Origin of the sequence: Micromonospora sp. NPDC049645 (genome assembly GCF_040675155.1) — a bacterium.
GTDB lineage: Bacteria > Actinomycetota > Actinomycetes > Mycobacteriales > Micromonosporaceae > Micromonospora.
Window position 1 is genome coordinate 17,661 of sequence record NZ_JBFAOI010000007.1, and the last position, 25,732, is coordinate 43,392.

Genomic DNA, 25,732 nt, shown 5'->3' on the forward strand with positions numbered 1-25,732 from the left:
GGTGACCATCTTGCGTACTAGGTGGCATCTCTGCCACATCCGTTCGGACTAAAGTTACGGAGGAGAAACAGTTGACCACCTTTTTGCAACAGAGAGTGATGCAGCAGCCCCGAGGCGTTGCCGAACCGGTACCACTCTCGCGTCTGGACCGCGTCGGTCAGCTCAGCACGCACGTCGGGCTCGGCACCGGCACCGGCTCGCCGACCGCCTCCGGGACGCCGGTGTCGGCGTCGCGGCGGAACACCCGCACCATGTCCGCCCGCTCGTCGGCCACGTAGAGGTGCTCGCCGATCAGCGCGAAGTGCCGAGGCCACTCGCCGCCGGTGTCCACTTCGGCCACCAGCTCGGGCAACTCCCCGGCCAGGGTGAAGACCGCCACGGTCCCCACGCCCCGATTGGCGACGTAGAGGAACCGACCGTCCGGGGCGACCGCGACCTCCGACGGCTGGACGTGACCGGCCCGCTCGCTCGCCTCCACCCGCCCGCGCTGATGCAGCGCGCCGTCGTCGGTCAGCTGGTACGCGGTGACCGAGGCGTCCAGCTCACCGACGACATAGCAGCGCCGTCCGTCCGGGTGACGGGCCAGGTGCCGGGGCCCGGTGCCGGGCGTCGTACGGATCCGGGGCGCCCGCGGCACCAGTCGTCCGCTCGCGTCGTCCAGGTCGTACCGGTAGACCGAGTCGGTGCCGAGATCCACGGCGAAGATCGGCCCCCGGCCCGTGCCCGGAGAGACCATGTGGGCGTGGGCGTGGTCCTGGCGCTCCGGGTCCGGACCGTGCCCCTCGTGCACCACCAGGTCGGAACGCTCACCGGGCACGCCCTGCGGGTCGAGTGGGAAGACCGCGACGCTGCCGCTGCCGTAGTTCGCCGCCAGCAGATGGTCGCCGCCGGGCAGCACCGCCAGGTGGCAGGGCTCGGCGCCGCCGGTCGACCGGCTGCCGAGCGGCTCCAACGCGCCGTCCACCCCGACCCGCCAGGCGCTGACCTCGCCCTCCGTCAACTCGTTGACCGCGTAGAGCACCGGGCGGGTGGGGTGCCGTGCCAGGAAGGAGGGGGACGGGGTGACCGCCACCGTGCCGAGCGGAGTCAGCGCCCCGGTCCGCGGGTCGCGCCGCGCCGCGACGATGCCGCTGCCCCGTCCGCCGCTCTGCGCGGTGTAACCCCCGATGTGGACGACCTCGCCCTGACCGCTCACGTCCCACTCCTCCGCCGGCATCCTTGGTTGATCCAACCAGAGGCTGCCCGCGTTGCCCGCCCGTTAACCGGCTTTCCGGCTCCGATCTCAGGCCGCCGGCACCGGCTCACCGCGCTGTCGGGCGACGTGCTCCACCAGAGAGATCAACACCATCTTGCCGGACTGCCGGTCCCGGGCGTCGCAGAGCACCATCGGCACGTCCGGGTCCAGGTCGAGCGCTCGGCGTACGGTCTCCAGGTTGAACCGCCGGGAGTCGTCGAAGCAGTTCACACCCACCACGAACGGGATGCCGCGCTGCTCGAAGTAGTCGATGGAGGGGAAACAGTCGGCCAGCCGCCGGGTGTCGGCGAGCACCACCGCGCCGAGCGCGCCGAAGGCCAGCTCGTCCCAGAGGAACCAGAAGCGGTCCTGTCCCGGAGTGCCGAACAGGTAGACCTGCAGGTCGTCGTTGATGGTGATCCGGCCGAAGTCCATCGCCACCGTGGTGGTGGACTTGCCCTCCACCCCGGAGATGTCGTCGGTGCCGATCCCGGCGCCGGTCAACACCTCCTCGGTCTGCAACGGACGGACCTCGCTCAGGGCGCTCACCAGCGTCGTCTTGCCAGCCCCGAAGCCTCCCGCGATGAGGATCTTCAGTGCCAGCGGGATGGTGGTGCTGGTGCCCACCTGGTCAAAGCGCACGGAGTCCACTGACCACCGCCTTGAGGATGTCGTCGTCGGGAAGGATGCCGGCGGCCGGGGGCTCGTGCACCGCGACCAGGCCCTCGGCGAGGAGATCACCGAGCAGTACCCGGACCACGCCGACCGCGAGGTCCAGTTCGGCTGCCAACTCGGCCACCGACACCGGCCGGCGGGCCAACGCGACCAGCCGTCGGTGCTCCGGCAGCAGGTGCGAGTGGCTCGCCGTGTCGACGTCCGCATCGGCCAGCACGAACGCGACCAGGTTGAAATCGTCGACGGCGGAGCGTACCCGCCCGCCGGTGAGCGTGTACGGGCGCACTACCGGGCCGGCTTCGCCGTCCAGCCACTCGTGCTGCGGCCCGGGGGGCTCAGCCCGCGTCACCGGCGCCCGCTGTCGATCGGGCCGGCGCGGCGAGGCTCTCCCCCACCCGGGTCACCAGCATCGCCATCTCGTACGCGACCAGCCCGATGTCCGCGTCGGCGTCGCTCACCACCGCCAGGCAGGCGCCCTGTCCGGCGGCGGTGACGAAGAGGTACGCCGACTCCATCTCCACCACGGTCTGCCGGACCGGGCCACCGTCCACGTGTCGGCTGGCGCCCCGGGCCAGGCTGGAGAAGCCGGCGGCGAGCGCACAGAGGTGCTCGGCGTCGGCGCGTTCCAACTCGGCCGAACTGCCGAGCAGCAGGCCGTCGGCGGAGAGCACCACCGCTTCCCGGGCGGCCGGTACCCGTTGCACCAGCTCGTCGAGCAACCAGTCGAGGCTGGCGCTCTGCTTCGTCGATTCCCGCACTAGGCGTCCCTCTCAGTCGCGGTCGGAGGTTCGGGGGTCGTCGGCGGGTCGGTGGGGATCGCCGGAACCGCCGGGCCGGGTGGCACCGCCGGGCCCGTTGCCGCCGTTGGCGCCGCCGGTGTGGCGGGGGCGCCCGGGGTGATGACGGTGGCGCGTCCGCGTGCCGTGCCGGCCTGGAGCGCCGCCATCACCCGGCGTACCTCCTCCGGGGAGCGAGGCGATGGCATGTCGGTGACGGTCGACCGGGGTTGGGTGGTGGTCGGGGTGCGCCGTCGCACCCGGCGGGGCAGGCCGTCCAGCTCGTCGGCCGGCTCGCCGGAGGTCGCCACACCCTCGTCGCGCCCGTTGACGGCCGGGGCGGTCACGGTCGGCGCTCCGGTGGGTGGGGCGGGCGGGGCCGCGCTGGCGGACGGCGCCGTCGGTGGGCGGGTGCGGGGGCGGGTCACCGCGCCCCGGCGTGTCGTACGGGCCAGCCGGCGGCCCGGGTCGGCCGACGTGACGCCGAGCGTGTCCGGGTCGGGCCCGGCCGGCGGCTCGCTGGTGACCAGGTTGGTGGGGACCAGCACCACGGCGGTCACTCCGCCCTCGCCGGCTGGTCGCAACCGCACCCGTACGCCGTGCCGGGCCGCCAGCCGGGCCACCACGAAGAGGCCGAGTCGGGCGCTCTGCGCCGGGTCGAACTCGGGTGAGCTGGCCAGCCGGGTGTTGGCGGTCTCCAGCGCCGCGGCGGACATGCCCAGCCCCTGGTCGGTGATCTCCAGGGCGTACCCGTTGGCCACCCGCGCCCCGCTGACGGTGACGCGGGTGTCCGGCGGGGAGAAGGCGGTGGCGTTCTCGACCAGCTCGGCGAGCAGGTGGATGACGTCGCCGACGGCCCGACCCAGCACGCCGGCCGGCTGCACGTCGGTGACGTCGACCCGCTCGTACGCCTCGACCTCGGAGATCGCGCCGCGGATCAGGTCGACCATCGCGACCGGGTTCCGCCAACCCCGACCGGGTGCGGAGCCGGCGAGGATGACCAGGTCCTCGGCGTGCCGGCGGAGCCGGGTTGCCAGGTGGTCGACCTGGAACAGCTCGGCCAGCTCGTCCGGGTCCTCGCTACGTCGCTCCATCCGGTCCAGCAGGTGCAGCTGACGATGCACCAGGCTCTGGCTCCGTCGGGCGATGTTGAGGAAGACCTCGTTGAGCCCGCGACGCAGGGTCACCTCGTCCACCGCGGCCTGGACGGCGGTGCGCTGCACCTCGGTGAAGGCCCGCCCGACCTCGCCGATCTCGTCGTGGCCGTACTCCAGCGGCGGCGCCTCCCGGGCGACGTCGACCTGCTCGCCCCGGCGCAGCCGGGTCACCACGTCGGGCAGCCGGTGCTCGGCCAGCTCCAGCGCGGCGGTGCGGACGCCGCTGAGCCGCCGGACCAGGGTGCGGCCGACCCGCAACGCCACCAGCACCGAGATCACCACGGCGACCAGCCCGAGCACGCCGGCGGCGGCCAGGCGTACCAGGATGCGGACCGCCATCGGCACCGAACGGTCGGTGAGGGCGTCGGCCTCGGACAGCTCGAAGTCCCGCAACTGCTGCTGTACGGCGTCGTAGCTGGCCTGCCAGGACGCCGCGTCCACCGGTGGCCGACCGGACCGGTTGGCCCCGACCAGCGCCTCCTGCATGGCGCGCAGACTGGTGAACGCCTCGCTCTCGGTCAACCGCTGGTACGCGACGCGCCCGGCCTCGGGGAGGTCGGCCACTGCGCTCTCGGTGAGCCACCGCTGGTTGCCGATGTTCTGCACGAGCTGGGCGTGCTCGCCCTGGGCGAACCGGCCGGCGGTGAGCACGCCCGCCAACATGGCGTCGGTCTGGCTGAGCAGTTCCCGGGATCGGCCCAACGCGGTGAGGGCCAGTGCCTGCCGGTTGATGGCGGGATCGTTCAGGGTCGCCATCCCGGCGAACGCCTGGAAGGCCGCGGTGACCATGCCGCTGTACAGGCCGATCGCGCCGGCCCGGTCCATCATCCGGTCGTCGATGAAACCCCGGCCGGTCGGCAGCGCCGCCACCGCGGTGAGCAGCCGGTCGACCCGGTCCTCCAGCAGGTCGTCGGCGGCATCGCGCAGCGCCTCGCCGTCGACCCGGCGACGCAGCTCGGCCAGCGCCCGATCGGTGCGTTGGCGCTGCTCGTTCAGGGCCGGCAGCTCGGTGGTGCTGGCCAGCTGCACCACCGAGAGTCGGCGTTCCCGTTGCAGCTCGGTGACCACGGCCTCGCCGGGGCGACCCAGGTCGTAGAGCAGGGTGCGGGCGGAGAGCAGGTTCAGGGCGGGACCGAAGGTCAGCGTGGTCGCGAAGATCCACAGCGCCAGCAGCGCGGTCACCGGGGCGACGACCAACGCGGTCAGCTTCGAGCGGATCGGCCAGTCGCGGGTTCTCATCAGACCTCGCCCGTACAGGGGTGGCAGGAGGGGTGCCGGCACCGCCGGGCAACGCGCCGGCCGGCTGCGCGCCCGGCCGTTCGCCGGGCACCGGCGCGGGCGCCTTGGGCAGGATACGTAATCGAGGGCCGTTGCACTACCGCCCGTCGCGCCGACATCGACGCTCCGGGATCTGCCGGCGGGAGACGGCGAACGCCCCGTCGGCGCACCGGCGGGGCGTTCGCGTGCTGCGGACGGATCAGGCGCGGTCGGCGATGCCGAGAAATCAGGCGTGGTCGGCGATGCCGAGCCCTTCGGCGACCCGCCGGCCGTAGGCGTCGTCGCACTGGCTGAAGTGCCAGACCATCTTCTCCTGGATCTGCTTGTCGCACTGGCCCAGCAGGTTGACCAGGTTCTTCACCAGGTCATCGCGTTCCCACCGGGGCATGGTGCGGAAGCGCTCACCGGCCTGGGCGTAGTTGTTCTGCCGATCGATCGGCGCTCGCATGACCTGACCCGAGACGAACGGCCGGTATTCCCGGTACGACTCGTCGGCCTGGTCGAGACCGGCCACCGAGGACGGCTCGAAGTTGATGTGCGGGTTGCCGCCCCGGTCGTCCACCCGGTACGCCATCTGGCCGCCGTCCTGGTTGGTGTTGACCTGGACGTCGGCGCGCGGCGCGTTGATCGGCAACTGGAGGTAGTTCGGGCCGATCCGGTAGCGCTGGGTGTCCGAGTAGGAGAACGTGCGCCCGACCAGCATCTTGTCGTCGGAGAAGTCGAGGCCGTCGACGAGTACACCGGTGCCGAACGCGATCTGCTCGTTCTCGTTGTGGAAGTTTCCGACGTTGCGGTTGAGCGTCATCATGCCCACCGGGCGCAGCGGGAAGGCGTCCTCCGGCCAGGTCTTGGTGTCGTCGAGCGGGTCGAAGTCGAGCTCCGGGTGCTCGTCGTCGCTCATGATCTGGACGTTGAGCTCCCACTGTGGGCACTCGCCGCGCTCGATGGCCTGGTAGAGGTCCTTGGAGGCGTGACCCAGCTCGTTCGCCTGGATGGCGGCGGCCTGCTCCTCGGTCAGCGACTCGATGCCCTGCTGCGACTTCCAGTGGTACTTGACCAGCACGCCCTCACCCGCGGCGTTGACCATCCGGTAGGTGTTCACGCCGAAGCCGTCCTGCGTCCGGTAGTTGGCCGGGATGCCGCGCGGGCTGAACAGCCAGGTCAGCATGTGCATCGACTCGGGGGTGTTGGACATGAAGTCGAAGATCCGGTTCGGTTCCTGCCGGAAGGTCACCGGGTCCGGCTTCAGCGAGTGGATGACGTCCGGGAACTTGATCGCGTCCCGGATGAAGAAGACCGGCAGGTTGTTGCCGACCAGGTCCCAGTTGCCGTCCCCGGTACGGAACTTCACCGCGAAGCCACGCGGGTCGCGGGTGGCCTCGGAGGAGTCCCGACCGCCGATGACGGTGGAGAAGCGCAGCGTCACCGGCGTCTTCTCGCCCTTGACCTGGAACAACTTGGCCCGGGTGTAGGTCGCGGCCGGCTCGTCGCCGATGGTCCCGTACGCCTCGAACTCGCCGTGTGCGACGAAACCGCGCGCGTGCACGACCCGCTCCGGGATCCGCTCCCGGTCGAAATGGCTGATCTTCTCTAGAAAGTGGTAGTTCTCCAGCGTGGCGGGGCCGCGCGAGCCAACCGTCCGCTGCTGCTGGTTGTTGTGCACGGGGTGACCCTGCCGGGTGGTGAGGATCGGCTTGCTGGTCTGTGGGTGCATGGCCCCACCCAAGCGCCTTTTCTGGAATGAGTCAAGTTTCGACGAGGGGGCACTTGCGTTCCTTATCAGGAAAGTGCCTCGGATCGGGATTGGCGATCACTGCGCGGAGGGAATACCAGGAGACGAAGGAGGAGCCCATGTCGCCCACGCAGGTAATCGTCATCGTGCTCGTCGTGCTGGTGATCGTCGCGGGGCTGGCCCTGGCCGCCCGCTCGCTCAGCCGCCGTCGCGAGCTGCGCAACCGGTTCGGGCCGGAGTACGACCGGGTGGTGGCGGAGCAGGACAGCCGGTCCGCCGCGGAGCGCGAGCTGCGCGACCGGGAGCGCCGGCATGCCGAACTCACGCTCACCCCGCTCAGTCCTGAGTCCCGGGCCCGATACAGCGCCGCCTGGGAGGAACTCCAGGTCCGCTTCATCGACTCCCCGGGCGAGACCGTGGGTGACGCGGACGAACTGGTCACCCGGCTCATCGAGGAACGGGGCTACCCGACCGGCGACTTCTCCGACCAGATCGCCCACCTCTCCGTCGAGCACGCCCGCACGCTCACCAACTACCGGGACGCGCACGAGATCCACCTGCGCAACGCCCGCGGCGAGGCCAGCACCGAGGAACTGCGGCAGGCGGTCGTGCACTACCGCGCACTCTTCGCCGACCTGCTGGGCGAGGAGCCGGTCGGCAACCGTACGCCCGAACAGCGCCACCACCCGGACCACGACGCCACGAGCCGCTGAGGAGGCCACCGATGCGCCAGGAAGAGCAGCAGGTGAGCAACGACCACCCGGAGGCCGTCCGGTCCGCGCCGGTGCCGGTAGCCCCGGCCGGCGATCGGGCCGGCCGCTCCGACGTACCCGAGGACGCTCTCGACGATCGGGGCACCTTCGACGACCAGGCCGCCCACGAGCGGACCGACGACACCGACCGGGACGGCGCGTACGACCCGGCCGACGACAAGCTCGCCGACGACCCCGATCCGCGGCACCGGCGCGACGACCGGTCCACCGACGAGGGCGGTTTCCACGAGCCGGGGCCGCTGCCGACGACGTTCGGCGCGACCACGGTGGCCGACGCGGTGGCCGCCTCCGCGCTGGCCAGCCCGCGACCGCAGGATCAGCCGGACCCCAGGGCCGAACGGACCGCCCAGCCGGGCGACGGCGCCGAGGACGGCGAGCGTGAGGGGCTGCGCGCCGACCCCACCGCCGAACTGCACGGCCGCCACCCGGATGTCGACGACGACCGCGCCGAGTTCGACGACCGCGCCGACGCGGACACCTCCGCCCGGACCGTCCTACCGCCGGACAGTACGGACGGCGCCCCCGAGCGGCGCAGTGACCTGACCGGCGATCGGGACGCCGCCACGGCGGGCGCGGCCGGCTACGGCAGCGCGACACCGGAGATGGTCGACCCGGACGCGGACGGCGAACCGGTTCCCGGTGACGACACCGGCCCCACGCTGGAGTCCGCCGGAACGTCCCGACCCGCCGGGTCGACGGTCGCGGCCGAGCCGGCCACGCTGCTCGACTCGGACACCGCACAGGGCTTCCGGGACCGCTGGCGGGACGTGCAGCTACGGTTCGTCGACGACCCGCACGCGGCGGCCGGCGAGGCGCAGTCGCTGGTGGAGGAGGCCATCCAGGCCCTCTCCTCGGCGCTGGCCGCGCAGAAGAACACGCTGGGCGGGTGGCAGGACGCCGGCTCGGCCGACACCGAGCAACTGCGCATGGCGGTCCGCAACTACCGGGACTTCCTGGACCGCGTACTGGGGCGCTGAGGCACAGACGACCACGAAAGCGCCCTGGCTTGCCGGCCGGGGCGCTTTCGTGCGTGCGGGAGTGAAAAAACGCGTACGGGGTAATAGGGCGCGCGCACACCAATCGGTGCGAACGTCGGGACGAGGGGTGACGGGATGGACGGCGGCGGTCTTCGGCTCAACATGAACGGCCTCGACTACCTGATTCTGGCGCTGTACTTCGTCACCGTCCTCGGGGTCGGCTTCGCCGCGCGCCGGGCGATCCGGACCAGCGTCGACTTCTTCCTCTCCGGCCGGTCCCTGCCGGCCTGGGTGACCGGTCTCGCCTTCGTCTCGGCGAACCTGGGCGCGCTGGAGATCATCGGAATGGCCGCGAACGGCGCCCAGTACGGCGTGATGACCGTGCACTACTACTGGATCGGCGCGGTCCCGGCGATGGTCTTCCTGGGCATCGTGATGATGCCCTTCTACTACGGCTCGAAGGTCCGCAGCGTGCCGGAGTACCTGCGGCTGCGGTTCAACCGCCCCACCCACCTGCTCAACGCGCTCAGCTTCGCCGTCGCCCAGGTGCTGATCGCCGGCGTGAACCTCTACGCGCTGGCCCTGGTCATGCAGGCGCTGCTCGGCTGGCCGCTCTGGACGGCGATCGTGGTCGGCGCGGCGATCGTGCTGGCGTACATCACCATCGGCGGACTGTCCGGGGCGATCTACAACGAGGTGCTCCAGTTCTTCGTCATCCTCGCCGGCCTCATCCCGGTCACCGTTATCGGCCTGGTCAAGGTCGGCGGGTGGAACGGCCTGATGGACGCGGTCGGCGACACCAAGCTCGGCGAGGCCGGCCTACACGCGTGGCAGGACACCGGCAGCACGGCCAACCCGCTGGGCGCGCACTGGATCGGCATCGTCTTCGGCCTCGGCTTCGTGCTGTCGTTCGGCTACTGGACGACGAACTTCGCCGAGGTGCAGCGGGCGCTGTCGGCGAAGAACATGAGCGCCGCCCGCCGTACGCCGATCATCGCCGCGTACCCTAAGCTGTTCATCCCCCTGGTCACGGTCATCCCCGGCCTGGTGGCCCTGGTCACGGTCAAGGGCCTCGGCGCGGAGAGCGGCGACCTGCAGTACAACAACGCCATCCCGCTGCTGATGCGCGACCTGCTCCCCAACGGGGTGCTCGGGGTGGCGGTCACCGGCCTGCTCGCCTCGTTCATGGCCGGCATGGCGGCCAACGTGAGCGGCTTCAACACCGTCTTCACGTACGACATCTGGCAGGCGTACATCCGCCCTGACCGGTCGGACGAGTACTACCTGCGCGTCGGCCGGTGGGCGACGGTCGCCGCCGTGGTGATCGGGATCGGCACCGCGTTCATCGCGGCCGGATTCAGCAACATCATGAACTACATCCAGGCGCTCTTCTCCGTCTTCAACGCGCCACTGTTCGCCACCTTCATCATCGGCATGTTCTGGAAGCGGATGAGCGCCCTGGCCGGCTTCTGGTCGCTGCTGCTGGGCACCCTGGTGTCGCTGAGCCTCTACCTGCTCTACAAGGGCGGCGTGGTCGACTTCAACTCCGACCTGGAGGAAAGCTTCTGGGGCGCCGGCCTGGCGTTCGTCACGGCGGTGGTGGTCGCCGCGATCGTCACCCCGCTCACCTCGCCGAAACGGGACGAGGAACTGCGCGGGCTGGTGTACGGCATGGGCGGCGTCAACCTGAAGGGCGACGTGCTCGCCGGGGACGCCGCCTGGTACCGCTCCCCGGTGCTACTCGGTCTGATCGCGGTCGCGCTGGCCGCCCTCTTCTACATCCCGGTCTTCTGAGGAAAGGGGTCGGCAGATGAGCAACGATGGCCAGCCGGCACAGGACCCGCTGATCGACGAGGCGCAGGCGGAGCAGCGACGTTCCGCCGCGGCCCGGCTGTTCGACATCCGCCGGGTGATCGGCGGCCTCTTCGTCGCGTACGGGATCATCGTGACGTTGATCGGCATCTTCGACAGCCGGGCCGAGATCGACAAGGCCGAAGGCGTACGGATCAACCTGTGGGCCGGGTTGGCGATGCTCGTGTTCGGTCTGCTGATGCTGCTCTGGCAGTGGCTGCGCCCGGCCGAGGCGCCCGCCCCGAACGAGCACCAGCCCGAAGCCTGAGCGCCGGGCCGCCCGGCCCGACCGCACCTCGAGAGCACGGCCCGGCTGGACCGCCGGGCCGTGCGGCATGAGCGCGGCACGAAGGGGTACGTGAGGAAATCAGGCACCGTGTCGGACACAGGAGGCAGCACCATGACCGATCGCGATCGCCAACCGCCCCTGGAGGACAGCCCCGAGGTGGCCTCGGCGGTGGATGATGACGCCACCGTGCCGCAGCTGCGGACCGGAGGCGGCCCCGACCACGACAATCCGGCCTTCGCCGAGCCCGCCAGCCGAGCGGGCGACCTCGCCCCGGACACCGACGAGCTGATCGGCGACCCCTACGCCGCGGGCACCGGAGCCACCGGGACGGGCACCGGGGCCGGTGGAGACAACATCCGTACCGGTGGCGAACAGCCCTGGGAGCCGGAGGACCTGGTGATGGCCCGCGGCCAGGACCTGACACCGGAGAACCTGGACAAGGCCCGCCGTGATCTTGCCGAGCAGGGCCGGGCGGCGATCGAACGCACCGTGCCCTGACCGGGGGGCACGAGGGGGGTCCCCGGCCCGACCTGCGACGGTCGAGCCGGGGACCCGGGGGGAACCTGCTGCCAACAGTGCCTCACCAACCACTGGCAGCGGGTTGGCGCGTGAGCTACCCGATCAGAGCGCCGGGTACGCGTTGCGCATGAGCTCCTGGAACTGTGCGGAGAACCAGGCGCCGGAGATCGGCGCGTCGGCCAGAGCACCCGACGGGTTGTTGCCGTTGCGGGCGTTGCCGCCGTAGGTCGGGTCGCACATCCGGTCGAAGCCCTTGCCCTCGTTGTTCGGGATCTCCTTGCTGGAGCCGTCCGACTCACCCGGCGGCTTCACCCAGACGTAGGCGTCGATGCCGGTCTCCGGGTTGGCCCGGGGACGCTCGCCGAGGCCGGCGCCGGCCTGGTTGCACCAGTTGCCGAGGTGCAGGCGCCGGTCGATGCGACCACCGTTGACGTAGGTGTCGACGCTTGTCGTCGCGCCCGGCCCGGTGGGCCGCGCGGAGCCACCCCAACCGTTGCGGGACGTGTCGATCAGCATGCCGATGTTGGAGTTGAAGCCGACCGAGACCAGCTTGGTGCGGAACGCCTGGGCGAACGACAGCTCGTCGACGTAGAAGTTCCAGTCGACCCACTTGGACTGCCGCACCGTCTGGCCGTTCACGTTGTCGGTGACCTTGAAGTACGGCTCACGCAGCGCCGAGTAGTTCGCCGTGTTGGTGATGAAGCCGTGCACGTTGTTGACCGTGCTGCCGGAGGCGACCGCGGCGGTCTTCAGGATGTCGGCGGTCGGGCCGAAGTTGGAGTCCCAGCCCAGCCAGCCGTGGTGCCCGGCGTCGATGTAGTTGTAGACGTTGCCGATCGCGCCGAGCTTGGCGAGGGCGTAGCCGACACCGTTGACGTAGGCGCCGTTGGCCTTGACCGTGTCACACATGACCGTGCCGCCGGGCTGACCGGAGGTGTTGGTGACCAGGTTCGGCAGCGAGTCGATCTCGATGATGTTGATGATCCGCAGGCTGCTGTACTTCGAGTCACCCTGGATCGCGGCGATCGGGTCGATGTACTGGGCCTTGTACTTGGGCAGCTCGTCCGGGCCCAGCTCACCGTTGGAGGCGAGCGCGGAGCAGTCCCGGCCGGGCAGGTTGTAGATCACGAACTGGATGTAGCCAGCGCCCTGGCGCAGCGCCTCGTCCAGGTGGTCCTTCACCCCGAAGGCACCGTTGGAGCTGCTGTCCGGCGTGCCGTTGATCGCGGCGATCCGGTCCAGCCAGACGGCGGTGGGGTTGTTGGAGACCCGACTTCCGCCGGCCTCGGCGTCCGCCTTGGCCTTCCACTCCGGGTTCACGTAACCGCGCACCCCGGCGTACGGGTTGTCGACCTTGGTGCCGGGCGGCGGGGTCGTGGGCGGAGGCGTGGTGGGCGGCGGGGTCGTGGGCGGGGGCGTGGTGGGCGGCGGGGTGGTGGGCGGGGTGGTGCCGCCGTTGCAGACCACGCCGTTCAGGGTGAACGAGGTCGGCTTGGGGTTGCTGCCGCTCCACGCGCCGTTGAAGCCGATGCTCGTCGACGCGCCGGTGGCCAGGGTGCCGTTGTAGGACAGGCTCTGGGCGGTGACCTGGCTGCCGGACTGGGTGAACGTGGCGGACCAGCCCTGCTGCACCCGCTGGCTGGAGTTGGGGAAGGTCCAGCCCAGCGTCCAGCCGTTCAGCGCGTCACCGACGTTCTTGATGGTGATGTTCGCGGTGAAGCCGCCCTGCCAGTCGTTGCTCGTGTATGCGATGTCGCACTGTGTCGCGGCCTGCGCCGCGGTGACGGGAATCGTCACCAGCCCGCCGGCGACCAGGGCACCCGCGCCAGCGAGCGCGAGGGCCCGGCGTGGGCCGGTCAGCCTTCTCCACACATTCATGCCACTGATCTCCTTGGGCGAGACCGGGCCCACGTACGGCCCGGCGGGACGGCCCGGTGGGCGTCCTACACGGACGGCCGCCGGCGCCAACGGGATTTTTTGGGGGGGCGCCCGACCCGGACGGGCGATGGTGGTGGTGGTGCACGGCCGATGCGTCGGCCGGTCGATCAGCGGCGGGAGTCGCCCGGTGAACCGGGTGCCCTCGACGGCCCTGCCTGCGCGGTGTGGCTCGCTGAACCGCGTTCGCCGATTCTTGCATGGGAGCGCTTCCATGGCAATGGCTCGATGCGTTGCGGGAGGCGGCTTCGGACGATACCCCCGGGTTCGCCCTCGCGGCACGGGCCGGTCGAGCGTCGCCGTTACCGGATGACCCAACCCGGCCGGGCACGCCCAGCCTGGAACACCATTTGGCACCCGCAAGGTTGCGCGACGAGCGACACGACGCGCCGGGCGGCGAAAGCCGCGTAGCACCCCTTCACCTCTTACTTGGATCAAAGGTCAAAACGCGAATCTTTCACTTCATAAGTCATGAAAAGGTCTAACGTCGGTCTTAGCTCGGTTGTCGCCGGGCACAGGACAACAGGGATGGAGTGACGCAGGTCATGGCTAAGAAGATGCTCGGGAAAGTCGTTGCGGGCGCCGCGCTCGGCGGCGCGTCGCTCCTGGTGTTCGCACCGGGGATCGCGTTCGCCGACGGCCACGACGACGGCAAGGTCTTCGCCAAGCCGCACGTCGTGAAGGCTGGCGACGAGGTCAAGCTCCTCGAGATCTGCCCGGATCGGCAGGAGCACGCGTTCGTGTGGTCCCAGGTCACCGGCAAGGTCAAGCTCAAGCCGGCGCACGAGGACCGGGGCGAGGACCGCGAGTGGAGCGAGGAGGAGAACTCCTCCGACCACGACAAGGGCAAGGACGAGAACGGCAAGGACGAGAACGGCAAGGACCACGAGGGCAAGGACGAGAACGGCAAGGACGACAAGGGCAAGGACGAGCACGGCAAGGACGAGAACGGCAAGGACGACAAGGGCAAGGACCACGAGGGCAAGGACGAGAACGGCAAGGACGAGAACGGCAAGGACAAGGGCAAGGACGAGAACGACAAGGGCGGGCAGGGCGGCGGCGCCGCCGCCGACGCCTACGGCGACGAGGACAGCAAGGACTGGAAGGGCGAGGAGCACGGCCAGGACGCCGATGACAGCCGTGACAAGAAGGACTGGGAGTCCAAGGACGAAGACAAGAAGGACTGGGAGTCCAAGGACGAGCACGGCTCGGAGTACGGCTCGGACAAGGGCTCGGAATACGGCTCCGACGAGCGCGGCTCCGAGTACGGCTCGGACAAGAGCTGGAAGTCCAAGGACGAGCACGGCTCCGAGTACGGCTCGGACAAGGGCTCGGAATACGGCTCCGACGAGCGCGGCTCCGAATACGGCTCGGACAAGAGCTGGAAGTCCAAGGACGAGCACGGCTCCGAGTACGGCTCGGACAAGGGCTCGGAGTACGGCTCCGACGAGCGCGGCTCCGAATACGGCTCGGACAAGGGCTCGGAATACGGCTCCGACGAGCGCGGCTCGGACAAGCGTGACCGGGGCGAGGAGCGCGAGTTCGTCTACTACGGCGAAGCCAAGGTCGACAAGGACGCCAAGCCGGGTCGCTACGAGCTCAAGGGCTCGTGCGGCGAGGGCGAGCTCGTCGTGCTGCCGCACGGCGGTGTCGACGGTGGTGACGGTGGCGCCAGCACCGGCACCGACCGGGGCCTCGCCACCGGTGGGGCGAGCCTGCTCGGCGCTGCCGCGCTGGGCGGGATCGTGCTGATGCGTCGTCGGCGGACCGATGGTTCGCTCGTCTGACGTGACGACGACACGGGCCGGCGGCCGTCACGGGAAACCGTGGCGTGCCGCCGGCTTGGCCGTCGTCGTCACCATGGCCATGATCGGCGCCGGCATGATCGGCGCCGCGCTGAACACCGGGCCGGCTCCCCGACCACCGCAGCCGTTGGCCCAGGCCGGCCCCGAGGTCACCGGGCCGGCGAGCACCGCTGCCGACGCCTCGGAGGTCGACGGTCAGCCGGTCGGTCCGGGGGACGCTCCGGCCGGGTTGGCACGGTCGGCACCGACCAGCATCGAGATCCCCCGGATCGGTGTCGACGCGACGATCATGTCGTTGGGCACCAACCCCGACGGCACCGTCCAGGTCCCTCCGTTGGACAAGGCCGACCAGGCCGGGTGGTACGAGCCGGGTGCCAGCCCCGGCGAGACGGGTAACGCGGTCGTGGTCGGGCACGTGGACTCGGCGGTGCTCGGCCCGGCTGTCTTCTTCGACCTCGGCGCTCTCACCCCCGGCGACGTCATCACCGTGCGCCGCGCCGACGGGGTGCCGGCCACCTTCTCGGTCGACTCGGTGAAGTCGTACCCGAAGACGGCCTTCCCCACCGAGTTGGTGTACGGACCGAGTGACCGGCCCAGCCTGCGGGTGGTCACCTGCGGCGGTCAGTTCGACGAGGCCGCCAAGAGCTATCAGGACAACATCGTCGTCTTCGCCACGCTGAAGGCGTGACCGGACGAACGAAACGCGGTCCGGCCGATCGGGGTGACCCGGTCGGCCGGACCGCGTCCGGCGTACCTGACTCAGGCGGCTGCGGAGGTCCGCACCAGGGTGCGGATCTGGCGCAGCAGCACCGAGAGGGCGGCGAGATCCGCCCGCGACTCGTCGAACTCGCCCATCGCCCGCCGGGCACGGTGGATCGAGGTCGCGTTCGACTGCTCCCACTGCTGCACCCGCTCGTGCGGCGGCAGGTCGTCCGGGGTGGAGTCGAGCACCTCCGCGGTGAGCGCGGCCAGCGCGGCGTACAGGTCGTACCGCAGCGCCATGCGGGCCAGCGTCTGCCAGCGGTCCTCCCGCGGCAGCAGGGAGATCTTCGACAGCAGCGAGTCCACCCGGAACAGGTCGGACAGCACGAAGTAGACCGAGGCCACCTCGCTGACGTCCCGCCCGCTGGCGTTCGCGGTCTCCACCACGTCCATCAGGCCGAAGCTGTACATCAGCCGGGTCGCCCGCTCCGCCAGCTCGCGGGGCAGCCCACGCTCGGTCATCGAGTCCATGTGGGCGGCGATGCCCTGGCGCTCGTTGCCGTAGAACAGATCCTCCAGCCCCGGCAGGAGCCGGGTGACGCCGTCCCGCAGTCGGCTGATCTCGGCGGGCACGTCGATCGGCGAGCGCCGGTTGGAGACCAGCCAGCGCACCGCCCGGTCGAGCAGCCGGCGGGTGTCCAGGTAGACGCTGGTCTGCAACTCCGGCGCCACCTTGTTGTCCAGCGCCTCGACCGCGTCCCACAGGTCGCGCAGGCCGAAGACCTCACTGACCACCACGTACGCCCGGATCACGTCCGCCGCGCTGGCCGCCGTCTCCTCGACCACCCGGAAGATGAACGAGATGCCACCCCGGTTGATCGCCTCGTTGACCAGCACGGTGGTGACGATGTCCCGGCGTAGCCGGTGCCGGCCCATCCGGTCGGCGAACCGCTCGCGCATCGGCGTCGGGAAGTAGTTGACCAGGACGTCGGTCGTCCACTCCTCGTCGGCCAACCCCTCGGTGAGGATCTCCCGCTCCAGGACGATCTTCACGTACGCGAGCAGCACCGCGAACTCCGGCGCGGTCAGGCCGGACTCGCTGCGGACCGCCAGCTCCTCGTCCGGCGGCAGCGCCTCCAACGACCGGTCCAACGCGCCGGAACGCTCCAGCTCGTTGATCATCCGGCGGTGCACCGGGAGCAGCGAGGCGGCCTGGGCCTGGGCGTTGTTGATCGCCCGAGCCTGGTCGTAGTTGTCCCGCAGCACCAGCTCGGCGACCTCGTCGGTCATCCCGGCCAGCAGCTCGTCCCGTTCGGCCGTGGTCAACTCGCCGTCGGCCACGGCCGTGTTCAGCAGGATCTTGATGTTCACCTCGTGGTCGGAGGTGTCCACGCCGGCCGCGTTGTCGATGAAGTCCGTGTAGATCCGGCCACCGGTCAGCGCGTACTCGATCCGGCCGAGCTGGGTCCAGCCCAGGTTGCCGCCCTCGCCCGCCACCCGGCAGCGCAGGCTGCGCCCGTCCACCCGGATCGCGTCGTTGGACTTGTCGCCCACCTCGGCGTTGGTCTGCGTGGACGCCTTGACGTAGGTGCCGATGCCGCCGTTCCAGAACAGGTCCACCGGGGCGGTGACGATCGCCTTCATCAGGTCCTGCGGAGACATCTGCGTGACGTCGTCGTCCAGGCCGATCGCCGCCCGCACCTGCGGCGTGATCGGGATCGACTTCGCGGTACGCGGGAAGATGCCGCCACCGGCCGAGATCAGCTCCGGGTTGTAGTCCTCCCAGGAGGATCGGGACATGTCGAACAGCCGCCGACGCTCCGCGTACGAGGTCGCCGCGTCCGGCTCGGGGTCGAGGAAGATGTGCCGGTGGTCGAAGGCGGCCACCAGCCGGATGTGCTCGGACAGCAGCATTCCGTTGCCGAACACGTCGCCGGACATGTCACCGACACCCACCACCGTGAAGCTCTGGGTCTGGGTGTCCAGGCCCAGCTCCCGGAAGTGCCGCTTGACCGACTCCCAGGCGCCCCGGGCGGTGATGCCCATCTTCTTGTGGTCGTAGCCGGCGGAACCGCCGGACGCGAACGCGTCGCCCAACCAGAAGTTGTGCGCCGTGGAGATCTCGTTGGCGATGTCGGAGAACGTCGCCGTGCCCTTGTCGGCCGCCACCACCAGGTACGGGTCGTCGCCGTCGTGCCGCACCACGTCCTCGGGCGGCACGATCTGCCCGCTGACGATGTTGTCGGTGACGTCGAGCATCGCGCCGACGAACTCCTGGTAGCAGGCGACCGCCTCGTCCCGGTCACCCGGCTTCTGCTTCAACACGAAGCCGCCCTTGGCGCCGACCGGCACGATCACGGTGTTCTTCACCATCTGCGCCTTGACCAGGCCCAGCACCTCGGTCCGGAAGTCCTCCCGACGGTCGGACCAGCGCAACCCGCCCCGGGCCACCGGCCCGAACCGCAGGTGCACGCCCTCGAACCGGGGCGAGTAGACGAAGATCTCGAACTTCGGCCGCGGCGCGGGCAGGTCCGGAATGGCCTGCGGGTCCAGCTTGAACGCGACGTACGCCTTCGGCCGCCCGTCGGCGCGCCGCTGGTAGAAGCTGGTCCGCAGGGTCGCCTCGATCAGCGTCAGGTACGAGCGCAGGATGCGATCCTGGTCGAGGCTGGCCACGTCGTCCAGCGCGCCCCGGATCGTCTCCACCAGCTCGCCGCTGCGCTGCTGCCGCTGCTCGGTGCTCAGCTCACCCGGCGCGAACCGGGTCTCGAACAGCTCCACCAGCAACGCGGCGAGCTTCGGGTACGCGATGAAGGTCTGCTCCATGTAGTCCTGCGAGAAGACCGTGCCGGCCTGCCGCAGGTACTTCGCGTACGCCCGCAGCACCACCACCTGCCGCCAGGTCAGCCCGCCACGCAGCACCAGCTCGTTGAACCGGTCCACCTCGGCCTCGCCGCGCCAGGCCGCAGCGAAGGCGTTCTCCACGTGCGGGCGCACCTCGGCCAGCTCGTGATGCCCCTCGGGCAGCATGAGGCCGAAGTCGTACAGATAGACCCGACCGTCGATCCGGTCCACCTCGTACGGGTGCTCGTCGACCACCCGGACGCCGAGTGAGTGCAGCACCGGCAGCACGGCGGAGAGCATCATCGGTTCGCCGTACCGGTAGACCTTGAACCGGACGTCCATCGCCTCGGCCAGGTCCGCGCCGGGCACCCGGGCGCCGGGCCGGGGCGCCAACTGCTTGCGGAACAGGTGCATCTCCAGCTGGCCGGGCTCCTCCAGCAGCTCCAGCTTCGCCAGGTCCTTCATCGCCTCGTACGGCGTGTGCCCGTCCTTGTAGCCCTCCGGGAACGCGTCGGCGTACCGGGTGAACAGGTGCTTGGCCTGCTCGTCGCCGAGCTTGCGCTCCAGCACCAGCCGGTAGTCGTCGTCCCAGAGCCGGGTGGCGTCGGCCAACTCCTCGGCCAGCAGGTCGGCGTCGATCTCGCCGGGCGGCCGCGTCGGGTCGGTACGGACGATGAAGTGCACCCGCGCCAGCATCGACTCGGTGACCCGGGTGGTGTAGTCCACCCCGACACCGTTCAGCTCACGCAGCAGGATGTCCTGCATGCGCAGCCGGTTCTGGGTGGTGAACCGGTCCCGGGGCAGGTAGATCAGGCAGGAGATGAACCGCCCGTACGCGTCCCGCCGCAGGAAGACCCGCAGCTGACGGCGGCCGGCCATCCGCAGCACGCCGATCACCGCGTGGTACAGGTCGTCGGTCTTGATCTGGAACAGCTCGTCGCGCGGGTAGGTCTCCAGGATCTGGATCAGATCCTTGCCCGAGTGGCTGCGCTGGCTCAGGCCGGAGCGGTCCAGCACCTCGGCCACCTTGCGGCGGACCACCGGCAGCTCGCGCACGCTGGTCCGGTACGCGGCCGTCGAGAAGAGGCCGAGGAAACGCCGCTCGCCGATCACGTCCCCGGCGGAGTTGAAGATTTTGAAGCCGATGTAGTCCAGGTAGGCCGAGCGGTGCACGGTGGCCCGGGAGTTGGCCTTGGTGATGATGAGCAGGCGCTTCTCCAGCACCTTCTCGTGCGCCTCGGGCGTCATCGAGGACAACGACCGCGCGTCCGGCGAATCCGAGCGCAGGATGCCCAGACCGGTGCCGAGCACCGCCTCCAACGCCTTGCCGTCGACCTGGTCGGTGGCGTCGCCACCGTCCGCGTCCACCAGCCGGTACTCCCGGTAACCGAGGAACGTGAAGTGGTCGTGGGCCAGCCAACGCAGCAGCTCCACCGAGTCCGTGATGTCCTTTTCCGGCACCGGTGGGCGGTTGTCCGAGGTACGGGTCGAGGCCAGCTCGTCGGCGAGCGCGAGGGCACGCTGACGCATTTTCGGCCAGTCCTCCACCGCCTCCCGGACATCGGTGAGCACCCGCTGCAACTCGCGGCGCAGCCGGTCCCGCTCGGCCGCGTCCCGGACCGGGTCGATCTCGATCCGCATCCAGCTCTCGACGATGTCGCCGGCGATCGCGTCGTCCGGTTCCACGTCCGCGGAGACCTCGGTGAGCCGGCCCAGCGGCTCCCGCCGCACCACGACCAGCGGGTGCACCAGCAGGTGCACGTCCAGGTGGTACGAGTTGAGCAGCGCGGTCACCGAGTCGACCAGGAACGGCATGTCGTCCGTGACGATCTCGACGACCGTGTGGTGCTGGTCCGCGTGCGGTTCGTGGATCCGCAGCTTCAACTCGCCCGGCACCCGCTGCTGGGCCAGGTCCCGGTGCGCCCGGGCCGCGTCGAGCATCTCCTCCGCCGTGAAGCCGACCAGCTCCTCGTCCGGGGCGAACCGCCAGAAACGGCCGACAAGTGTCGCCGCGTCGTGATCGTCCCCCGCGAGCGCGACGGCCTGAGCCACCAGGCGCTCCGCGTTGGGAACGGGTTCGTCGAGCTCGGCGTCCTCCACGTCGTCGGCCAACGCCTCGGTGGGCAGGCCCAGATCGTAGATGGTGTCGATGCTCGACCCGGTCAGCCCGGTGACTCCCGTGTCGAGCCGGCCGTAGCCGTCCCCGTCGGTAGCCGAATCGAAGCTGTCGTCGTCCCGGCCGGAGTCATCCTGCCGGAGGTCGGGTTCCGGTTTGATCGCCGGACGCCGGTCCATCGGTGCCACTCCCCTCGACCCACCGCGTTGTGGGTCACTCTGCCGCCCAGCCTAGGCCCTGCCGTTGTGCGCCTTCGTCGGCGGACCACTGGCCAGACGTCCGGATCGGGACTTTGTCCTTTCACCCGTTGCGGGTCCGAGGTTGGCCGGCTGCGGGATACCCCGCCACGCGATGTTCATCACACTGGCGCGGCCCGTCTTTGCGCGCTGCCGAGCACCCGGGGGACGTTGGGGACGCCGTGGGCGTACTACCGTGCGAGGGCAGTCGGAAATCGGAAGGACCAGCTTCATGCCCCTGTCGTACCCCCGGCCCCACCGGCCGAACCCCGCCCGACGCCTGGCCGCCGCCGTCACCACGGCGCTGCTCGCGGCGGGTGGTCTGGTCGGTTGCTCGGGTGACGACGGGCCGCAGGGCATCGTCGACGCCTTCCTCGCGGGCTGGCGCAGTGGTGACCTCCAGGCGGTCGGTCTGATCGACCCGATCGGCAACAAGCTGCCGGCGGCCGACGTGGCTCGCGAGATCAAGGACCTGTCCGGTGAGCTGGCGGCCACCCCGCCCACGTTGAAGCGTCGTGGCGAGCCGAAGATCACGAAGGACATCGCGACCACCACCATTCAGGTGGAGTGGAACCTGCCTGGTCAGACCCGCTGGGCGTACGACCGGGAGGTGCGGCTCGCGCAGGGCGACGGCGACCAGTGGCAGGTGATCTGGGAACCGAAGGTGGTGCACGAGCAGCTCACCAAGGGCGACCGGTTGGCGCTGCGCCGTGACGCCGGCACCCGCGCCGCGGTTCTGGACAACGCCGGGAAGCCCCTCGTGACCCCGCGCCCGGTGGTCCGGGTGGGGGTGCAGCCCAACGGGGTCACCGACCTGAAGAAGCTCGTCAAGGACCTCGACGCGGCGTTCAAGGCCATCCGCCCGGCGCTGGTCCCCGGCGTCGACCTGGCCGACCTGCCGGAGCGGGTGGCCAAGGCCGAGCCGGCTGCCTTCGTCGAGGTGGTGTCGCTCCGCGAGGAGGCGTACCTGCAGATCAAGCCCCGGATCTACGACCTGCCCGGCACCAAGTTCATCTCCGACAAGATCGACCTGGCCCCCACCCGGGAGTTCGCCCGGGCGCTGCTCGGCACTGTCGACCCGGCGCAGGCCGACGACCTCGCCGCACACCCCGACCGGTACGTCGTCGGCGACGTGGTCGGGCACGGCGGGCTACAGGGCCGCTACGACGAACGGCTGCGCGGCGGCCCCGGGCTGACCGTGGTGGTCGAGCGTCCGACCGAGGACGGCAAACTCGAACCCACCGGCACCGAGCTGTTCCGCCGGGAACCGCAGCCCGGGCAGGCGCTGAGGACCACGCTGGACGTCGCCGTCCAGAACGCGGCCGACGGGGCACTGCGCGCCGAGCCACGCCGAGCCGCCCTGGTGGCGCTGCGGATCAGCGACGGCGCCGTGCTCGCCGCGGCGAACGGCCCCGGCCCGGCCGGGGAAAATCTGGCCTTCAACGCCCAGGTCCCTCCGGGCTCCACCTTCAAGATGGTCAGCACGCTGGGCCTCCTGGACCGGGGCGCGGTCACTCTGGACGGGCCGGTGAACTGCCCGAAGACCTTCACCGTGGACGGTCGGTCCTTCAAGAACTCGGACAACTTCGCGCTCGGCTCGGTGCCGTTCCGCACCGACTTCGCCAAGTCCTGCAACACGGCGTTCGCCGCGCTGGCACCGAAGCTCGGCGGCGACGGGTTGGCCGCCGCCGGTCGCTCGCTGGGCCTGGAGGGTCAGTGGGATCTCGGCGTCGACGCCTTCACCGGCAAGGCGTCGACGGGCGGCAGCCTGGCCGAGCAGGCCGCCGCGTCGTTCGGGCAGGGCACCACGCTGGTCAGCCCGCTCGCCATGGCGGGTGCCACCGCCGCCGTCGCCCGCGGTCGCTTCGAACAGCCGAAGCTGCTGACCGACCCGGCGCCGGCCAAGCCGGCCCCGGCCGGCGAGCAACTCAAGCCGGAATCGGTCGCGGCGCTGCGCGCGATGATGCGCGAGGTGGTCACCACCGGCACCGGCAGCGCGCTCAAGGACGTGCCCGGCGAGGTGTACGGCAAGACCGGCACCGCCGAGTACGACAACAACCCGGCGCACACCCACGCCTGGTTCGTCGGTTGGCGGGGCGACGTGGCGTTCGCCGTCTTCGTGGAGAAGGGCGGCGCCAGCACCGCCTCGGCCGTCCCGATCGCCGAGCGTTTCCTCCGCGCCCTGCCGAACCCCTGACCCCTACCACCCTGCCGGAACGCCAGAGCGGCGCGGCGACCCGACGCCTCGGGGCGCTCGCTGGCGTTGATCCACTCGGGTTCCTTGAAACCCGCGCTATCCAGCGGCGGCAGAGACCCCGATGTCAATGAACTCGAGTCGATCAACGCCTGGCGGACCGCAGATCGAGTCAGGCTGTGTCGGCTTTGTGTAGATCCGCGCCATTGTCGGTGGCAGGACTCTCGCCCGACGTGTCCCCGGCGGGCGGCGAGGCTCGCCGGAGCAGGCCCGGTCCAGCCGAGGCCGGCGGGCCGACCGGTTCGTGCTCGACCGCAACCGGGATCACCGCCCTCACCCCCGACGGCTCGGCGTGGGCGCGACCGGGAAGACCCCGCTGCGTCACCTCGGCCGAGCGGTCGCGGTCGCTGTCAACCACTGCCCCAGCAGACCCGTCGCCATCGGCAAGGTCTGTTTCGGCGCCGAGCCCGTGAGGCCGCCCGACAGCGCCAGACCGCTCCACACGGTCGCTTCGGCCGTTGCCCCGCCGTGGACCGGGCGCCGGACGGGCCGACAGCAGCCGGGGCGGCACCGCCTCGGGGGCGGTGACCGGCGCCAGACCGGCGACCACGGTGTTGACGATCTCGGCCGCGTACGAGCCGTCCGGGTCGTAGTCGGGGTCGAAGACGGTCAGCTCCACGCCGAGGCAGTGCGGGGTGTCGACCAGGCCGGCAAGCAGGATCTCCAGCTCGGCGAAGGCGATCCCGCCCGGGTCGGGGGCGTCCACGGCGGGCATCACCGCCGGATCGAGCACGTCCACGTCGATGTGCACCCAGTAGCCCGCGCAGTCGGCGAGCTGTTCGTGCGCCCACTGGGCCGTCCGGGCGGCGCCCTCGGCCCGCAACGCCGGCACCGGTCGGGTGGTGATCCCGGCGGCCTGGAGGTCGAGCCGGTATTCGTCCTGGGCACGAATGCCGAGCACCACCACGTCGATGTCGCGGAAATAGGGCCGGCGGCCCTCCAGCGCGGCCAGGTCGGCCTGCCCCCGACCGGTGACCAGGGCCAGGTCCTCACCGGCGGCGGCGCCGACGTAGGAGGCGTTGCCGGGGTGCCGGAAGTCGGAGTGCCCGTCGACGAAGACCAGCCCGATCCGCCCGCCGACGGCCTCACCGAGGCGGTGCATGGCCAGCGCCGAGCCGAGCAGCACCGAGCAGTCGCCGCCCAGCACCACGGGGAACTCGCCCCGGTCGATGATCGAGCCGATGCGTTCGGCGAGGGCCAGCGAGTAGTCGGCGATCTCCCGGGCGTGGCACACCCCGTCGCCGGGGCGCCAGTCACCCGGGTCGTACCGGGCGGGGGTGACGCAGCCGGCGTCGCGGGCACGGAGCCGGGCCAGCAGGTCGTGGTCGCGCAGCGCGCCGGGCGCCTTGGCACAACCCGGGACCGACGTGGGCGTCGGCGGCCGCAGACCGAGATTTGTCGGCGCGTCGAGGACGGCGATCCGGCGCATCATGAGCTCCCGTCCTCGGTGGTCGGGCGGGCCGGCCGGAACGCCGGCCCGCGCTGGCGTGCTACGAACTCAGAACAGCGCGCTGGCCAGGGCCCGGCGCGCCGAGGCGACCGCCGGGTCGTCCGGGCCGGCGATGGAGAAGAGCGAGACCAGGTGCTGGCGTACCGTCTCGCGGTCCTCCCCGGCGGTGCGCCGGACCAGACCGACGAGCCGCGCGTACGCCTGCTCGGCCAGGCCGCTGAGCACCTCGATGTCGGCGGCCAGCAGTTGGGCGGCGACGTCGTCGGGGGCGCTCTCCGCGGCGGCCAGCGCGGTGGAGGGGTCGGCGCCGGCCACCCGGCGGGCCACCCCGACCTGGGCCAGCCCCGCCGTGGCCGCGGCGTCCGCCGGGGCGTCGGCCAGGATCTTGCGGTACGCCTGCTCGGCGGCGTCCAGATCACCGCTCATCAGCGCGTCGTCCGCCTCGTCGAGGCGGGGATCCTCCGGCTCGGCGACGGTCACGCCGCCGGCCTTGAGCACGGCCTGGATCCACTGCCGCAACTGCGCCTCGGGCACCACGCCGGAGAAGGCGTCGACCGGCTGGCCGCCGACGACCGCGTAGACCATCGGAATGCCCTGGACCCGGAACATCTGGGCGATTCGGGGGTTTTCCTGCACGTCCACCCGGGCCAGCACCCAGGCGCCGTCGCCCTCGGCGTTCAGCCGCTCCAGGACCGGGGCGAACTCGTCGCTCTCCGGGAAGCCGGCCGCGCCGAAGAACACGACGACGGGCGTGGCCATCGAGCGTTCGAGCACGTCGGACTGGATCGTCGCCTCGGTGACGTCGACGATGGCGGTGTTACCGCCGGTGGGCGCGCCGGGGGCGCCGTTGGACGGGCCGCCCTGTGGGGGCGTGCCGGGGCGGGTACTGGCTGGTGCGGGGCCACGCAGCGTGCTGAGGTCGACCGCGCCGCGGGTGAAGATCGACGAGGTGATCCGTGGGTCGCTCATGGTTACCTAGTCTCGCACGTGAGCCCGGATTCTCAGCTCACCCGCAACCCCGACGTTGCAACTCTCACCCCGCCCCCACCCCCCACCCCAACCCCCGCCCCAGCCCTCGCCGATCTTGCAGTTTCTGTCGTCGATACGCCGCTTTTCACCACTTACGTCG

Annotated in this window: 17 protein-coding genes and 1 pseudogene; 8 read left to right on the plus strand and 10 right to left on the minus strand. The window is 70.8% G+C overall.

The window, feature by feature from the left end:
• Window positions 1–157: 157 nt before the first annotated feature.
• From AB0J33_RS17475 to AB0J33_RS17500, 6 genes are all read right to left on the minus strand, one after another.
• A complete protein-coding gene (locus tag AB0J33_RS17475; protein ID WP_363614663.1) occupies window positions 158–1,195 on the minus strand; it encodes a lactonase family protein in 1,038 nt (345 codons plus the stop codon).
• 87 nt (window positions 1,196–1,282) lie between these two features.
• Window positions 1,283–1,885: an ATP/GTP-binding protein gene (locus AB0J33_RS17480; RefSeq protein WP_363614665.1), complete on the minus strand. Its 603-nt coding sequence runs from the start codon at window positions 1,883–1,885 to the stop codon at window positions 1,283–1,285.
• The gene (locus tag AB0J33_RS17485) at window positions 1,866–2,258 is read right to left on the minus strand and encodes a DUF742 domain-containing protein (RefSeq protein WP_363614667.1); all 393 of its coding nucleotides are present in this window, start codon (window positions 2,256–2,258) and stop codon (window positions 1,866–1,868) included. Before AB0J33_RS17485 ends, AB0J33_RS17480 begins: the two co-directional genes overlap by 20 nt.
• Window positions 2,245–2,667: a roadblock/LC7 domain-containing protein gene (locus AB0J33_RS17490; protein WP_363614669.1), complete on the minus strand. Its 423-nt coding sequence runs from the start codon at window positions 2,665–2,667 to the stop codon at window positions 2,245–2,247. The genes AB0J33_RS17485 and AB0J33_RS17490 overlap by 14 nt, the downstream gene beginning before the upstream one ends.
• A complete protein-coding gene (locus tag AB0J33_RS17495; RefSeq protein WP_363614672.1) occupies window positions 2,667–5,081 on the minus strand; it encodes a nitrate- and nitrite sensing domain-containing protein in 2,415 nt (804 codons plus the stop codon). Before AB0J33_RS17495 ends, AB0J33_RS17490 begins: the two co-directional genes overlap by 1 nt.
• A gap of 265 nt (window positions 5,082–5,346) precedes the next feature.
• Window positions 5,347–6,834, minus strand: a complete 1,488-nt coding sequence (locus AB0J33_RS17500; RefSeq protein ID WP_363614674.1) for a catalase — start codon at window positions 6,832–6,834, stop codon at window positions 5,347–5,349.
• A gap of 137 nt (window positions 6,835–6,971) precedes the next feature.
• Between AB0J33_RS17500 and AB0J33_RS17505 the strand changes: the two genes are divergently transcribed.
• The 5 genes and pseudogenes from AB0J33_RS17505 to AB0J33_RS17525 all read left to right on the plus strand — a co-directional run bounded on the left by AB0J33_RS17505 (window position 6,972) and on the right by AB0J33_RS17525 (window position 11,240).
• Window positions 6,972–7,565: a hypothetical protein gene (locus AB0J33_RS17505; RefSeq protein WP_363614676.1), complete on the plus strand. Its 594-nt coding sequence runs from the start codon at window positions 6,972–6,974 to the stop codon at window positions 7,563–7,565.
• 281 nt (window positions 7,566–7,846) lie between these two features.
• Window positions 7,847–8,035 (plus strand): annotated as a pseudogene (locus AB0J33_RS17510) (hypothetical protein); the annotation flags it as partial.
• Window positions 8,036–8,737: 702 nt separating this feature from the next.
• The gene (locus tag AB0J33_RS17515) at window positions 8,738–10,396 is read left to right on the plus strand and encodes a sodium:solute symporter family protein (protein ID WP_363614678.1); all 1,659 of its coding nucleotides are present in this window, start codon (window positions 8,738–8,740) and stop codon (window positions 10,394–10,396) included.
• 16 nt (window positions 10,397–10,412) lie between these two features.
• Complete coding sequence (locus AB0J33_RS17520) at window positions 10,413–10,721, plus strand: hypothetical protein (RefSeq protein WP_363614680.1); 309 nt, start codon at window positions 10,413–10,415, stop codon at window positions 10,719–10,721.
• Window positions 10,722–10,853: 132 nt separating this feature from the next.
• Entirely contained in the window at window positions 10,854–11,240 is a 387-nt protein-coding gene (locus AB0J33_RS17525; RefSeq protein ID WP_363614682.1) for a hypothetical protein, read from the plus strand.
• 123 nt (window positions 11,241–11,363) lie between these two features.
• On the opposite strand, the gene AB0J33_RS17530 is transcribed toward AB0J33_RS17525, so the two are convergent.
• Window positions 11,364–13,139, minus strand: coding sequence for a glycoside hydrolase family 6 protein (locus AB0J33_RS17530; protein WP_363614684.1), 1,776 nt, complete (start codon window positions 13,137–13,139; stop codon window positions 11,364–11,366).
• Window positions 13,140–13,741: 602 nt separating this feature from the next.
• Between AB0J33_RS17530 and AB0J33_RS17535 the strand changes: the two genes are divergently transcribed.
• Together AB0J33_RS17535 and AB0J33_RS17540 are read left to right on the plus strand one after the other, a co-directional pair.
• Window positions 13,742–14,983 (plus strand): hypothetical protein, encoded by a 1,242-nt coding sequence (locus AB0J33_RS17535; RefSeq protein ID WP_363614686.1) that lies wholly within the window; start codon window positions 13,742–13,744, stop codon window positions 14,981–14,983.
• Between the two features lies 1 nt (window position 14,984).
• Window positions 14,985–15,689, plus strand: coding sequence for a class F sortase (locus AB0J33_RS17540; RefSeq protein ID WP_363614688.1), 705 nt, complete (start codon window positions 14,985–14,987; stop codon window positions 15,687–15,689).
• 71 nt (window positions 15,690–15,760) lie between these two features.
• Here AB0J33_RS17540 and AB0J33_RS17545 read toward each other — a convergent pair whose 3' ends face one another.
• On the minus strand, window positions 15,761–20,842 hold the full coding sequence (locus AB0J33_RS17545; protein ID WP_363614690.1) for an NAD-glutamate dehydrogenase: 5,082 nt from the start codon (window positions 20,840–20,842) through the stop codon (window positions 15,761–15,763).
• A gap of 289 nt (window positions 20,843–21,131) precedes the next feature.
• Between AB0J33_RS17545 and AB0J33_RS17550 the strand changes: the two genes are divergently transcribed.
• Window positions 21,132–23,096, plus strand: coding sequence for a penicillin-binding transpeptidase domain-containing protein (locus tag AB0J33_RS17550; protein ID WP_363614692.1), 1,965 nt, complete (start codon window positions 21,132–21,134; stop codon window positions 23,094–23,096).
• 169 nt (window positions 23,097–23,265) lie between these two features.
• Here AB0J33_RS17550 and AB0J33_RS17555 read toward each other — a convergent pair whose 3' ends face one another.
• Window positions 23,266–24,585, minus strand: a complete 1,320-nt coding sequence (locus AB0J33_RS17555; protein ID WP_363614694.1) for an arginase family protein — start codon at window positions 24,583–24,585, stop codon at window positions 23,266–23,268.
• A 66-nt stretch (window positions 24,586–24,651) separates the two neighbouring features.
• Window positions 24,652–25,572, minus strand: coding sequence for a tetratricopeptide repeat protein (locus AB0J33_RS17560; RefSeq protein WP_363614696.1), 921 nt, complete (start codon window positions 25,570–25,572; stop codon window positions 24,652–24,654).
• Window positions 25,573–25,732: the final 160 nt, after the last annotated feature.

Excerpts from the sequence above, each read along its gene's own strand:
- AB0J33_RS17495 (WP_363614672.1), bottom strand. The coding sequence starts at position 5,081 with ATGAGAACCCGCGACTGGCCGATCCGCTCGAAGCTGACCGCGTTGGTC.
- AB0J33_RS17500 (WP_363614674.1), bottom strand. The coding sequence starts at position 6,834 with ATGCACCCACAGACCAGCAAGCCGATCCTCACCACCCGGCAGGGTCAC.
- AB0J33_RS17505 (WP_363614676.1), top strand. The coding sequence starts at position 6,972 with ATGTCGCCCACGCAGGTAATCGTCATCGTGCTCGTCGTGCTGGTGATC.
- AB0J33_RS17515 (WP_363614678.1), top strand. The coding sequence starts at position 8,738 with ATGGACGGCGGCGGTCTTCGGCTCAACATGAACGGCCTCGACTACCTG.
- AB0J33_RS17520 (WP_363614680.1), top strand. The coding sequence starts at position 10,413 with ATGAGCAACGATGGCCAGCCGGCACAGGACCCGCTGATCGACGAGGCG.
- AB0J33_RS17525 (WP_363614682.1), top strand. The coding sequence starts at position 10,854 with ATGACCGATCGCGATCGCCAACCGCCCCTGGAGGACAGCCCCGAGGTG.
- AB0J33_RS17530 (WP_363614684.1), bottom strand. The coding sequence starts at position 13,139 with ATGAATGTGTGGAGAAGGCTGACCGGCCCACGCCGGGCCCTCGCGCTC.
- AB0J33_RS17535 (WP_363614686.1), top strand. The coding sequence starts at position 13,742 with ATGGCTAAGAAGATGCTCGGGAAAGTCGTTGCGGGCGCCGCGCTCGGC.
- AB0J33_RS17545 (WP_363614690.1), bottom strand. The coding sequence starts at position 20,842 with ATGGACCGGCGTCCGGCGATCAAACCGGAACCCGACCTCCGGCAGGAT.
- AB0J33_RS17550 (WP_363614692.1), top strand. The coding sequence starts at position 21,132 with ATGCCCCTGTCGTACCCCCGGCCCCACCGGCCGAACCCCGCCCGACGC.
- AB0J33_RS17555 (WP_363614694.1), bottom strand. The coding sequence starts at position 24,585 with ATGATGCGCCGGATCGCCGTCCTCGACGCGCCGACAAATCTCGGTCTG.
- AB0J33_RS17560 (WP_363614696.1), bottom strand. The coding sequence starts at position 25,572 with ATGAGCGACCCACGGATCACCTCGTCGATCTTCACCCGCGGCGCGGTC.